We start from the raw sequence: 13,431 nt of genomic DNA, 5'->3' as shown, positions 1-13,431 counted from the left end.
TCAATCCTGGCTGCCCTGCCAGAGCCGGCGCAGATGTTCGAGCCGCTCGCGCTGCGAACCACCCACCAGGCCAGGCACTGGCCGGGCATCGGGGTGTTGCAGGCGCAGCCACAGCCAGTCATCGAGCACCGCCCGCTCGGTAAACCCCAGCGCCAGGCCCTGCTGCAAATCCCTCCAGAGCCGCTGGTAATCACATCCGGTGGAACGGGACCATTGCCAGGCGTGACGCTCCAGCAGGCATCGTTGCAACTGGTCCTGCTGTCGGTCGCTGAGGCCGTGCTCTTTCTCCAGCGCCGCCACCGACAACCCCGGGTTGGACAGTTGTTGCCAACCCTGGCTGCCGATCGCCCGGTCGGCCCAGGTGCCACCAAACCAGCGCAACAAACTGATCGGGCCCAGCCAGCAACTGAGTTCTTGCGGGTCACAACCGTCGAAGAAATAGCTGGCGATGTGTGGGTTGTAATAGCTCAACAAGGCTTTGTGATGCAGACCCAGGGTCACCGTCAGCATGCGGCGCAGATGCGCCAGCAATTGCGCAGCGGGCGATGGGCTGACCAACAACAACCCCGGCCACGAGCGTGGGTCCAGGTGACAGAGGCTGACCAACGCAGGCGAGTGGCGCAGATCCACCAGCAGCGGACCGTGCTCTCGCAGCCCATGCAGCTCGGTGTTTTCAAACAAGGCAAAGCACCGGGCCTTGGCGAACTGCGCGTGCACAAGCTGCGCAGCGCCAGGCGCACTCGGTACGTCGAGCAACAGCCATTGCGGCGTTGATCCAGACAAGGCCGCGGCATTCATCGAGCAACGCCCGCGCCGCGCCGCATGAGCATACGGCAGGTGCACAGCGGTTGAGCGCAGGGGCTGAAAGGCCCGCCTTCGGGCAACAAGCACAACAAGACCAAAGGCTCCGCATCCCGGATTGCAGACAACAGGAGCGGATCGGCAACCGATGGCCCATGTGTTTCGCCTGTGGATGACTCATCCACAACCTCTACCGAGGCAGGCGCATCCAGAAATGCACTGATCATTGGCCGATCCGGATCGCCTTCGATAAAGCTCACCAGCACCTCGGTGCCGTCACTCAAGGCGCCCGCCACGCCCGTGGCCAGTTCGGGTGCCAAAGGCAGCCAGCAATGACTGGGGCTGGAACCTTCACCCTGGTAGAGCCAGTCAAACTGCACCGCCACGCGCCCCGCTCCCAGCTCCGACGGCTCGTCCACCGCCACGACCCAGCCACGTTGCCGGCTCACCATGCGCGGTTTTGCCGGGACCTCGTCCGGCGTGAACAGCACGCCCCGGGGAATGGCCTTGAAATGATTGCCGTACACCCCCGCCTCTGCGCGGTGCTCGACCTTCGTCAGCAGCCAGCGCCGGTTCCAGCCGGCAAACGGATGGGCCGTCAGCGCCAGCACCTGACCACCGTGCAGGTTCATCAAGTCGCTGCGGCCCTGGGCGACCTGCTCCCCCGACACATCGGTTTGCACACTGAAGGACCGCACCGCGGCAATCGGGTCGTCGTCCACATAGACCGCCTTACCGGCAGGGGGAAAACTGTGCGGATTATCAGCGAACACCAGGCAATGCCCGTCCCGGGTGTGTTCGAAATGAAAGTGGATACCCGCCTGGGCGCACACGCGCTGCAGGAACTGCAGGTCCGACTCTCGATACTGGGTACAGAAATCCTGCAGTGGATAATCGCCACTCAAATCCAGGCACAGGCTGCGACCTCTGATGCCATGAGCCTTGAGCACCTGGCGAATGATCTGCGGCACCGAGCGGGCGCTGAAGACCCGCTGGCTGAAACGCTGCGCCAGACAGGCCAGCTTCGGCCCGATACGCACCCGGCAGCCGGCGCCATGACGGTGTTGGACCAACTCATGAAGCTGACCATGAATGCCCCGGCCCGGGGCCCCGAAACTCAACCAGACGCTGCGGTACAACAGGCCCGCCAGGTCCAGGTTCGCGTCGCGCAACGACAGCTGCGCTTCATAGACGAAGGGTTCGCTGATCGCTTCGCTACCCGTGAAAGCCACGACGTCAAAAGGCTCGGGCAGACCCGCTATCTCCAGACGAAAGGCTGGCGCGCTGGCTGGATCGGACATCGGCATTTCTCTACAGGAGGGGCGGTCGGGGATTCTCGCCGAGAGCCATGGCCGAGTAGAGGGGCCAAGTACAAGTTAGGAAAGGGACTACACGAAATAAGGACATCGCCGATTAAATGCACCGACGTTCAGAAATAACGACGGCACAAATAAAAACGCCCTCCGGGACTGTCCGAAAAAACCCGCAGCGTGCGGTGCATTTTCTGACAGCCCCGGAGGGCGGTGCCGATCAGCCAAGAGGTAGAGCTGATGTAACCCTGTGGCGAGGGGATTTATCCCCGCTGGGCTGCGCAGCAGCCCCTAAGCAGTCAACTCAATCTGCCTGACACACCGGTTGTCGGCATTTAGGGCCGCTTCGCGCCCCAGCGGGGATAAATCCCCTCGCCACAAAGGGAGTTCTTTGCTCAGCGAATACTCATGGCTCTATCAAGAAGACAGATAAGACGAACGCGTCAGCCCCAAGCGCAAGGCATCGAGGAACTGGGTACGCTCGGCGGCGCTGATACGGGCGCTGGCGCACTTGTCGCGGTAGTGAGTCATCAACTCCTCCGGCGACAAGTGCACGTAGCGCAGCATGTCCTCGATGGTGTCGTGGGTTTCGATACCGGCGTGGTACACGCTGCCATCGGCGTTCTGGTAGATGTTCACCGAGTCGGTGTCACCGAACAGGTTGTGCATGTCACCGAGGATTTCCTGGTAGGCGCCCACCAGGAAGATGCCCAGCAGATAGTCTTCATCCGGCTTGAGAGCGTGAACCGGCAGGCTGGTCTCGATGCTCTGCTCGTCGACGTACTGCTTGATCTTGCCGTCGGAGTCGCAGGTCAGGTCTTGCAGCACGGCGCGGCGCAGCGGCTCTTCGTCCAGGCGATGCAGCGGCAGGATCGGCAACACCTGGCCGATGGCCCAGGTGTCCGGCAGGCTCTGGAACACCGAGAAGTTGCAGATGTATTTGTCGGCCAACTTGTCGTTGAGCTCATCCAGCACCTGGCGGTGCGAGCGCTGGCGCGCCTTCAACGAGTTGTGCAGGCGACGGCACACCGCGAAGTAGCACTGCTCGGCCAAGGCTTTTTCGGCCAGGGTCAGCTTGCCGTCGGCATATTGGGTCGCCACGTCGCTCATGTAGTGAGTGGCGCGCCAGTAAGTCTCGGTGACCATCTCGATGTCGGTCGGGCCCAGCAGGTCAACCAGCCATTGCACGGTTTCCGGCAGTTCCTGCTTGTTGTCGATCACCGGCACGTCGTCGTTGTGTTTCTCGACGTCGGTCACCTGCACCACCAGCATGGCGTGGTGAGCGGTCAGCGAGCGGCCGCTTTCGGAGAAGATGTTCGGATGCGGCAGGCTCTGGGCATCGCAGAACTCCTTGAGCATGCCGACCACGACACCGGCGTAATCGTCCATGTCGTAGTTGATCGAACTGGCATTGCGCGAGTGCGTGCCGTCATAGTCCACGCCCAGGCCACCGCCGACATCGATGTGATCCACCGGCAGGCCGAGGTTGCGCAGCTCGCCGTAGTAACGGATCGCTTCCTTGAAGCCGTGCTGGTAGTCCGCCAGGTTGGCGATCTGCGAGCCCATGTGGAAGTGCAGCAGGCGGATGCCCTGGTCCAGGCCCGCAGCGCGGAAGCGCTCGACCACCGACAGCAGTTGCGCGGCCGACAAGCCGAACTTGGACTTCTCGCCACCGGTATCGGCCCACTTGCTCGACGCCAGGGACGACAGGCGCACGCGCAAGCCGACCTGCGGCTTGACCTTGAGCGTTGCGGCCTCTTCGATCACCAGGCCGACTTCGGACTCTTTCTCGATGACGATGAAGACGTTGTGACCGAGCTTCTGGCCCATCAGCGCCAGACGGATGAATTCGCGGTCCTTGTAGCCGTTGCAGACAATGGTCCCGCCCTTCGGCGCCAGGGCCAGGACCGCCAGCAGCTCCGGCTTGGAACCGGCTTCCAGGCCGATGGAGACGTTCTGGGTGGCGATGATGTTCTCGATCACCGCTTCCTGCTGGTTGACCTTGATCGGATAGAGCGCGGTGTACTTGCTCTGGTATTCCAGGCGCGCGATGTTGCTGTCGAAGGCGCCGGTGAGCTGGCGCACACGGTCTTGCAGGATGTCGGGGAAGCGCACCAGCAAGGGCAGCGACAGGCCGCTCTGGCGCAACTGGTCGACTTGCTCGAACAGGTCGATGGGCGAGCTGTCGGGACCGTTCGGACGGACTTCGACGCGACCGGCTTCATTGATCGCGAAATACCCGGCCCCCCAATGGCGAATCCCGTAAACACTGCGGCTGTCCGCAACTGTCCATTGGCTGCCATCGTCTTTGCGTGTGCGTCGTACGGACATCGAAGTCCCCTATAAAGAAGTCAAAATGCACCATCCGGTCGGAGGCTGGGGCAGTCTAGAGAGTGAAAATGACGAATTGCCTGTTAGCAAGGTAGACCCTGCTCCCAGCGATGAGTTTAGAAACCCGTTCAGAACAGGCTCTGTGAAAACCATGCGGGCGACCTCGAACGTCGGGTTCGGGTCAAGCCGAGGGTGGTTTTCACAGAAGCTGCTAGCCGCCGGATTTCTTTGCCTTGAAGCCGTGCTTGACCAGTTCCGCCAACAGCAGCTCGACGTGATCGCCCTGGATCTCGATGATGCCGTCTTTCAACGCACCACCGGTGCCACAGCGTTTCTTCAACGTGGTGGCCAGTTCCTTGAGCGCGTCTTCGGCCAACGGCACGCCGGTGATCGTGGTCACCGTCTTGCCGCCGCGACCTTTGCTTTCACGGCGCACGCGCGCAATGCCGTCACCGGCGGGGATGGCGGTCTGTTTGCAGATGCAGGCATCCACCGGCTGACGGCAATCAGGACAATGACGACCGGCGTCGGTAGAAAATACCAGGCCGCCCAGGGCGGCGAAGGATGCGGCTTTTTTGGCCACCGGCAATCCTCTTGGGAGGACAAAGACTGGTCGAGGGGGAACATGCCTCGACCGCGAAACCCCACTCAGGCAGGGGCAGCGCTACTGGACCGCAGACACGGTTCAGCTTGAAAAGTCGCGCAGTGTAACGGCAAAAAGCCGACTTGCTAAGGGCCAATCAGCGCCAATTTATAGCTTCTTTGCGACGCTGCCGCCATGGACCCGCAAATAGCGTTCAAGCGCCGCCAGGGAGTCCGGGCAGTAAGGCTTGCGCTGAATTTCATCGAGCACCTGCTCGAGGGGCAGGAAACGCGCTTCGAGGACTTCTTCGGGCTGCAGGACCAACGGGCCGTCCCACACCGCCGAGAACGCCGAGCACCACAGGCGACTACCAGGGTCTTCGAAATAAAAATGGTCGTGGGCGGTCAGTTCCACGCCGCTCACGCCCAGCTCTTCCGCCAACTCACGGGCAGCCGATTCGGCGTAGGTCTCATCGGCCTGCACCATGCCGCCCGCCGCCACGTCCCAGAAGCCGGGGTAAATGGCCTTGCTCAGGGTACGCCGATGAACACACAGCTCACCGGACGAATTGAACAGCATGATGTAGGTGCCGCGTCCGATCAGGCCACGCTCACGCAGCTCTGAACGCACCAGGCTGCCGAGCAGGTTGTCGTGCTCATCGACCCACGCAATCAGCTCGGCATCCGAGGCCACTCGGTGAGCGACCTCCCGGGGGCTTTCGCTCATGAATCAACCCTGGTTCAGCAGTTGTCGCAAGTCGATGACCGCTGCGTTGGCTCGAGAAATGTAGTTGGCCATGACCAGCGAGTGGTTCGCCAATACACCGAAGCCGCTGCCGTTGAGGATCATCGGGCTCCAGACCGGTTCCTGGGACGCTTCCAGTTCACGAATGATCTGCCGCACGCTGACCGTGGCGTTCTTTTTCGCCAGGACATCGGCGAAGTCCACTTCGATGGCGCGCAGCAGGTGCGACAACGCCCATGCCTGGCCACGGGCCTCATAGAACACGTTATCGATTTGCAGCCACGGGGTCTCGACCACCTCTTCGTCCACCTGCGGCACCTGGCCCGGGGCCGGGACTTCGGTTTTCAGCGAGGTGTTGAGCTTGACCCGGCCAACGCTGGCCGACAGACGCTGGGACAACGAACCCAGGCGAGTGCCGACATCCCCCAACCAGTTGTTCAGGTTGTCGGCGCGGGCGTAGAACAGTGCGCTTTTCTGGCTTGGGTCGGACAGGCGCGCCTGGTAGCGGCTCAGGGAATTGATGCCTTCCTGGTACTCAGACTCGCTGGAGGGCAGCACCCAACTGCGGTTATCGAAGTTGAAGCGCGGCTCGGCCTTGGCCAGGTCGGCGTCCTCGGCGGACTGGGACTGGGAACGGGCGAAGTCCTTGCGCAAGGCGCGGCTCAGGTCGCGGACCTGCACCAGCACGCCGTATTCCCAGCTCGGCATGTTGTCCATCCACAGGCCAGGCGGGAAGCGGTCATTGGAGATGTAGCCGCCTTGCTTGGTCAGCAGGGTCCCGGCCACTGTCTTGAGCGTCTCGACCGTGGTGTAGCCCACCACCATCTGCCGGCCATCTTTCTCGGCCGCGGCCTGGGCGTTCTGCTGCACGGGGAACAGCGCAGGCTCCTGGCTCCAATACCAGCCGACGCCAATGGTCACCAGCAGGTAAAGGGCGATCAGCGTGGCCAGTGCGCGGCTGAAAAAAAGCCCACCCAGGTAGCTGCGGGTGTCCGATTTCGGCTCGGCGGCACGTTCAGGCGCGCTGCCCGCGCGGTTTTTCCAGTCCAGCATGGTGATATCCCTTCAATCACTTGAGTTCTCGGTTCGACCACAACCCTACGCCATCGTGCCTGATTTGAAACGCGATAATGCGGCGCCAATCATGCCGGGCGCGACAGGGCAATCGAACAGCACTATAAAGGAAGCGCTGCCATCGGCCTATGAGACTGGTCAGTCACAAACTGAATTTCGCGACTGGACAGAATATTGACGTATGACACTCATGCCGAGGAAAAGAGGTGCTAGCATAGAGCCACCAGTCGATCTCAGCATGCACCCTAACTAGTAGTCAGGATATGACCGAGCCAGAAGACCCCAGCCGTGAGCGCCTCAAGCACCACTTTGCCCAGCGGGTAATTCATCAGGCTCGTCAAATCCTGGAGATTTGGCAGCGCCTGCAACGCAGTGAGTGGTCCAGCACCGACCTGTCGGAGCTCAGCGAAGCCAATCTGCGCCTGCTGCGCTTTGCCGAGCGCTTCGAACAACCCGAGCACTCCCAGCTGGCCCAGGGCATCAGCCAGTCGCTGCAAGCGGTGGACGCCAATCGTGGGCGCCTGAGCAGCCACCTGATCACCGAAATCAACCGCCTGATGCAGCGTTTGTCTCGTACCGGCCTGCGCCATGGCGACCAGCTGGAACAAACCTTCCTGCCGCCGCTGCGCAAACCCATCTACGTGTTGCTGCAGGACCATGACCGCGCCGAGCGCCTGGCCAAGCAGTTGGAGTTCTTCGGCCTCAGCGCCCAGGCATTGGACAGCGTCGCGGCGTTCCGCGCCTCGATGGTCGAGCGCCTGCCGGCGGCGATTGTCATGGATGTGGATTTCAGCGCCCCTGGCGCCGGCCTGAAACTGGCCGCCGAAGCCCAGGAAGGCCTGGAGCAACCGCTGCCGCTGTTGTTCTTCAGTTTGTTGGAAACCGACACGCCCACCCGCCTGGCCGCGGTGCGCGCCGGTGGGCAGGAATTTCTCACCGGCACCCTTGAAGCCTCGAGCCTGCTGGAAAAAATCGAAGTGCTGACCTGCGTCGCCCAGTACGATCCGTACAAAGTGCTGATCATCGATGACTCCCGCGCCCAAGCCATGCACACCGAACGCCTGCTCAACAGCGCCGGCATCATCACCCGCACGCTGATCGAACCGATCCAGGCCATGGCCGAACTGGCGGACTTCCAGCCCGACCTGATCATCCTCGACATGTACATGCCGGCCTGCACCGGCACGGAACTGGCCAAGGTGATACGCCACAACGACCGCTACGTCAGCGTGCCGATCATCTACCTGTCCGCCGAAGATGACCTGGACAAACAACTCGATGCCATGAGCGAAGGCGGCGACGACTTCCTGACCAAACCGATCAAGCCCCGGCACCTGATCACCACGGTGCGCAACCGTGCCGCCCGGGCGCGCAACCTCAAGGCGCGGATGGTGCGCGACAGCCTCACCGGCCTGTACAACCACACCCATATCCTGCAACTGCTCGAGGATTGCAGCTTTCGCGCTCGTCGCGAAGGCAAGCCCCTGAGCTTTGCCATGCTCGACATCGACCATTTCAAACGGGTCAATGACAGCCACGGCCATCCCATGGGCGACCGCGTGATCAAGAGCCTGGCGCTGTTTCTCAAGCAGCGCCTGCGCAAGACCGACTTCATCGGCCGTTACGGCGGCGAAGAGTTCGCCATCGTCATGCCCGACACCGATATCGACGCCGCCTGCAAAGTGCTGGATGAAATTCGCCAGCGCTTTGCCGAAATCCACTACCCGGCCCAGCCCCATGATTTGTGGTGCACCTTCAGCGCCGGCGTGGTGGAGATGAGCGATGACTCCGACAGCCTGATGATGGCCAGCCAGGCGGACGAAGCGCTGTACCGCGCCAAGCATGCCGGGCGCAACCGGGTACAGAGCGCCCGCCAATCAAAGCAAAGTGCCACCTTTTCATCGGAATCGACCGATTCGGTCATAAACCTGTAACGCAAACGCAATAACTTCAGGCACTTACGATTCTGCCCCTGGTAGACCTTTAATGCGCCTGAAGCTGCTGACCAATCTCAACACCCTTCTTTTAGTTGCCGTGTGCCTGGGCCTTGGGGCCACGCTGTGGTGGTCGCAGATCGCCCTGGAACGACCCTATCTGCTGATGGAGCGCTACCTGGGATTGTCGCGGCAGTTCCAGGGCGAAGTGGCGCGCAATATCGAGGACTACCTGGCCAGCGGCGACGCCTTGCGCCTGAGTGCTGCGACCCAGGCCCTGGAAACCCTGCAAAAAGACCTCGATCAATTCCCCCCGGCACTGGCCAAGCCCCTGCGCCCCAGCCTGTCGAACCTCGATGGCTTCAGCAAGACCGATCTGCTGGCCGCCGGCAAACTGGCCGGCGATCCGCAGGCCTTGCTGCTGCAGGCCGAGCGTGAACTGAGCGCCAGCCTCGACCAACTGGCCCAATACGCCAATGGCGCCCCGGCCTACTTGCCTGCGTTGTTTGCCGCTTCTCAGCACCTGGGCCGGCTATCCCTCACGCGGGACAAACTGGTCAGCAGTGGCCGCAGCGAATTGGCCGTCGACGTCGAGCGGGAACTGGCGAGCATCCGTGTCGAGGCCGAACGCCTAGGCAGCCTGCCACTGCTGGGCGTCACCGCCAGCAGCGAATCAGGCAGCGATGATTTCGCCGCGCTGATGGGTTTGGAAACCCAGGAAAAAACCGCCGCCGAAGATGCGGGCATCGCCCTCAAGCGCGAACTCAACAGCCTGCTCGGTCGTTACCCGGCAGAACTGGCCCGCACCCGTGAACTGATCCAGAAACGCACCGAACTGAGCAGCGCCACGCACCTGAAAATCGCCGATGTGCAACAGGCAATCGATGCCATGGAGCCGGCGGTACGGGCCCAGCATGGGCAGATCCAGGGAGAGGTTCGTTTGATCCAGGGGGTAATGATTGGCCTGATCCTGCTGATCGCGCTGCTCATCGACACCTTGCAGCGGCGCCTGGCGCGCACCTTGACGCACCTGGCTCCGGCCCTGTCGACCTGGGCCGAGGGCGACTTCAGTCGTGATATCCACGTAGGTGCCAGTAACCGCGAATTGCAAGACATCGGGGCCTCGCTCAATCGTCTGCGCGCTTACCTGGTAGACCTGGTGGGCACCATTCGGGTGAACGCCGAACAGGTCGCGGGTAGCAGCCGGACCCTGGCCGAGCTGAGCGGCGAACTGCACAGTGGGGCCGAGCATCAGGCTGGCGACACGGCGCTGATCCGCGACTCCCTCAGCGAACTGGAAGCGACGATCCAGCAAGTGGCCGGCGATGCCAGCCAGGCCGCAGACGCCAGCCGCAGCGCCGGGCAGGCGGTGGAACAAGGGCAGAAAGTCATCGGCCTGAGCCTCACAGGCCTGCATGCGCTGGTGGGAGAAGTGCAAGGCAACGCGCAGATGATCGAGCAACTGGCCGAGGAGTCGGCCACCATCGGTGGCGTGCTGACGGTGATTCGCTCGATTGCCGACCAGACCAACCTGCTGGCCCTCAACGCCGCCATCGAAGCCGCCCGCGCCGGGGAAATGGGCCGGGGCTTTGCGGTGGTGGCCGAAGAAGTCCGCTCCCTGGCCCAACGCACGGCCGGCGCCACCGCCGAAATCCAGACGCTGATCGCCCGTCTGCAACAGGCTGCACGCCAATCGGTGGACGGCATGCGCACCCAGGTCGAACACGCCGAAGCCACCGCCAACCAGGCGCAAGCGGCCGACGGCGCACTGGATGAGATCGTCGGCGCCATCCAGACCATCTCCGACACCGCGGTACGCATCGCCGACGTCACCGCCCAACAAAGCGGCGCCGTCAGCGAAATCCGCGATCACAGCGAGCGGATTCACCAACTGGGCGGCGACAACCTGCTGCGCATCGGCCAGGGGCGCGAACAGGGCGACCATCTCCTGGTACTCGGCGGACGCTTGCACACCGCCGTGCAGGCCTTTCGGGTTTAGCACCACCGACTGCATGAATCCCTGTGGGAGCGAACTTGTGGGAGCAAGGCTTGCCCGCGATGCAGACACCTCGGTGTAACTAATAGACCGAGGCGATGCCATCGCGGGCAAGCCTTGCTCCCACAAGCTCCCACAAGGTCCAGTGCAGGTTTTCCGAACGCGGGTGACCGGATCTTGGGGCATGGTCACAAATTTCGCGCAAACATCGGTCATCGTGCTGGCTATTGCAGAGAACTGGACAGTCACAAAGGCTTTGCGGCATAGTCGCCAAGTTCTGATACCTGCTCACAGATAACAAGGAACAGCAGATGGCGACCCTATTGGTCCTGCACGGACCCAACCTGAACCTGCTGGGCACCCGTGAACCGGGCGTCTACGGCGCCGTGACACTGGCGCAGATCAACCAGGACCTGGAGCAGCGGGCCCGTAACGCCGGCCATCATTTGCTCTATCTGCAAAGCAACGCCGAATATGAATTGATCGACCGTATCCATGCCGCGCGTGGCGAAGGCGTGGACTTCATTTTGATCAATCCAGCAGCTTTTACACACACAAGCGTCGCATTACGTGACGCGCTGCTGGCGGTGAGCATCCCATTCATCGAAGTGCATTTGTCCAACGTGCACAAACGCGAACCTTTCCGCCATCACTCCTACTTCTCGGATGTAGCAGTGGGAGTGATCTGCGGCCTTGGCGCCAGCGGTTACCGGCTGGCCTTGGAGGCCGCCCTAGAGCAGCTTGAAAAACAGGCAACAGCTTGAAAACAAGCGTTAAGCGCCCCTGACCGACCCTTGGGAGTTGATGATTCATGGATATCCGTAAAGTTAAGAAATTGATCGAATTGCTGGAAGAGTCCGGCATCGACGAGCTTGAGATCAAGGAAGGCGAAGAGTCCGTACGCATCAGCCGCCACAGCAAGACCCCGGCCCAGCAGTTCTATGCACCGGCACCGATGCATGCTCCAGCCGCCGCGCCTGCTCCAGCAGCAGCGCCGGTTGCCGCAGCAGCGCCAGCCGCACCGGCTGCGCCAGTGCTCAATGGCACTGTCGCCCGTTCGCCAATGGTGGGCACGTTCTATCGCAAGTCTTCGCCATCCTCGCCGTCCTTCGTTGAAGTCGGCCAGACCGTGAAGAAAGGCGACACCCTGTGCATCGTCGAAGCCATGAAGATGATGAACCACATCGAAGCTGAAACCAGCGGTGTGATCGAATCCATCCTCGTCGAAGACGGCCAGCCGGTTGAGTACGACCAACCGCTGTTCACCATCGTTTGAACCGCGGAGAGCCTTTGATGACTGCGAAGTTGGAAAAAGTTCTGATCGCTAACCGCGGTGAGATCGCCCTGCGGATTCTGCGTGCCTGCAAAGAGATGGGCATCAAGACCGTCGCCGTTTACTCCAAGGCCGACAAAGAACTGATGCACCTGGGCCTGGCGGACGAATCCGTCTGCATCGGTCCGGCGTCGGCTGCGCACTCCTACCTGCACATCCCGGCGATCATCGCCGCTGCCGAAGTGACCGGCGCCACCGCCATTCACCCTGGCTACGGCTTCCTGGCGGAAAACGCCGACTTCGCCGAACAGGTCGAAAATTCCGGTTTTGCCTTCATTGGCCCGAAAGCCGACACCATCCGCCTGATGGGCGACAAGGTCTCGGCCAAGCACGCCATGATTGCAGCGGGTGTGCCGACCGTTCCGGGTTCCGACGGCCCGCTGCCTGAAGACGAAGAAACCGCTTTGCGCATCGGTCGCGAAGTTGGTTATCCGGTGATCATCAAGGCCGCTGGCGGCGGCGGTGGTCGCGGCATGCGCGTGGTACACAAGGAAGAAGACCTGATTTCCTCGGCGAAACTGACCCGCTCCGAAGCTGGCGCGGCGTTTGGCAACCCGATGGTCTACCTGGAAAAATTCCTGACCAACCCACGTCACGTCGAAGTCCAGGTGCTGTCCGACGGCCAGGGCCATGCGATCCATCTGGGCGACCGCGATTGCTCGCTGCAACGTCGTCACCAGAAAGTCCTCGAAGAAGCGCCGGCACCGGGCATCGACGAGCAGGCTCGCGAAGAAGTCCTGGCGCGTTGCGTCAAGGCCTGCATCGACATCGGCTATCGCGGCGCCGGTACCTTCGAGTTCCTGTACGAGAACGGTCGTTTCTACTTCATCGAAATGAACACCCGTGTTCAGGTGGAGCACCCGGTTTCGGAAATGGTCACCGGTATCGACATCGTCAAGGAGATGCTCAGCATCGCCGCCGGCAACAAGCTGTCGTTTACCCAGGATGACGTGGTCATCCGCGGTCACTCGCTGGAATGCCGGATCAACGCCGAAGACCCGAAAACCTTCATGCCAAGCCCAGGCACGGTCAAGCATTTCCATGCCCCGGGCGGCAATGGCGTTCGCGTCGATTCGCACCTGTACAGCGGTTATGCCGTTCCGCCGAACTACGATTCGCTGATCGGCAAACTGATCACCTACGGGGCGACCCGTGACGAAGCCATGGCGCGCATGCGCAATGCGCTGGACGAAATCGTGGTAGACGGGATCAAGACCAACATCCCGCTGCACCGCGACCTCGTACGTGACGAAGGCTTCTGCAAAGGCGGCGTCAACATCCATTACCTGGAACACAAGCTGGGCAACCAGCACTGATGCTTCAAG

At 61.9% G+C, this 13,431-nt stretch carries 11 protein-coding genes; 5 read left to right on the top strand and 6 right to left on the bottom strand.

The features are described 5' to 3' along the window. From AD662_RS03370 to AD662_RS03345, 6 genes are all read right to left on the bottom strand, one after another. Positions 1–798: a DUF4123 domain-containing protein gene (locus AD662_RS03370; RefSeq protein WP_053185446.1), complete on the bottom strand. Its 798-nt coding sequence runs from the start codon at positions 796–798 to the stop codon at positions 1–3. After that, positions 795–2,102: a type VI secretion system Vgr family protein gene (locus AD662_RS03365; protein WP_053185443.1), complete on the bottom strand. Its 1,308-nt coding sequence runs from the start codon at positions 2,100–2,102 to the stop codon at positions 795–797. Before AD662_RS03365 ends, AD662_RS03370 begins: the two co-directional genes overlap by 4 nt. 426 nt (positions 2,103–2,528) lie before the next feature. After that, positions 2,529–4,442, bottom strand: a complete 1,914-nt coding sequence (gene speA, locus AD662_RS03360) for an arginine decarboxylase (protein ID WP_014336393.1) — start codon at positions 4,440–4,442, stop codon at positions 2,529–2,531. Positions 4,443–4,653: 211 nt separating this feature from the next. Next, positions 4,654–5,025 (bottom strand): translation initiation factor Sui1, encoded by a 372-nt coding sequence (locus AD662_RS03355; protein ID WP_003197435.1) that lies wholly within the window; start codon positions 5,023–5,025, stop codon positions 4,654–4,656. Between the two features lie 168 nt (positions 5,026–5,193). After that, positions 5,194–5,751, bottom strand: coding sequence for an NUDIX hydrolase (locus AD662_RS03350; protein ID WP_024617882.1), 558 nt, complete (start codon positions 5,749–5,751; stop codon positions 5,194–5,196). A gap of 3 nt (positions 5,752–5,754) precedes the next feature. Further along, positions 5,755–6,822 carry a DUF2333 family protein gene (locus AD662_RS03345; protein WP_053185440.1) on the bottom strand — a complete coding sequence of 356 codons (1,068 nt, stop codon included), beginning with the start codon at positions 6,820–6,822 and terminating at the stop codon, positions 5,755–5,757. Positions 6,823–7,106: 284 nt separating this feature from the next. Here AD662_RS03345 and AD662_RS03340 point away from each other — a divergent pair, with 284 nt between their 5' ends. From AD662_RS03340 to accC, 5 genes are all read left to right on the top strand, one after another. Continuing rightward, entirely contained in the window at positions 7,107–8,777 is a 1,671-nt protein-coding gene (locus AD662_RS03340) for a GGDEF domain-containing response regulator (RefSeq protein WP_014336390.1), read from the top strand. A 52-nt stretch (positions 8,778–8,829) separates the two neighbouring features. Beyond that, positions 8,830–10,776 carry a methyl-accepting chemotaxis protein gene (locus AD662_RS03335; protein ID WP_053185437.1) on the top strand — a complete coding sequence of 649 codons (1,947 nt, stop codon included), beginning with the start codon at positions 8,830–8,832 and terminating at the stop codon, positions 10,774–10,776. A 308-nt stretch (positions 10,777–11,084) separates the two neighbouring features. Continuing rightward, positions 11,085–11,537 (top strand): type II 3-dehydroquinate dehydratase, encoded by a 453-nt coding sequence (aroQ, locus tag AD662_RS03330; RefSeq protein ID WP_018605716.1) that lies wholly within the window; start codon positions 11,085–11,087, stop codon positions 11,535–11,537. Between the two features lie 47 nt (positions 11,538–11,584). Beyond that, positions 11,585–12,049 (top strand): acetyl-CoA carboxylase biotin carboxyl carrier protein, encoded by a 465-nt coding sequence (accB, locus tag AD662_RS03325; protein WP_018605714.1) that lies wholly within the window; start codon positions 11,585–11,587, stop codon positions 12,047–12,049. A gap of 17 nt (positions 12,050–12,066) precedes the next feature. Further along, positions 12,067–13,422: an acetyl-CoA carboxylase biotin carboxylase subunit gene (gene accC, locus AD662_RS03320; protein ID WP_018605713.1), complete on the top strand. Its 1,356-nt coding sequence runs from the start codon at positions 12,067–12,069 to the stop codon at positions 13,420–13,422. Positions 13,423–13,431: the final 9 nt, after the last annotated feature.

The organism is Pseudomonas kilonensis (assembly GCF_001269885.1).
Taxonomy (GTDB): domain Bacteria; phylum Pseudomonadota; class Gammaproteobacteria; order Pseudomonadales; family Pseudomonadaceae; genus Aquipseudomonas; species Aquipseudomonas kilonensis.
The sequence above is the reverse complement of the archived record's forward strand: the minus strand, read 5'-3'. Positions and strand labels throughout refer to the sequence as shown.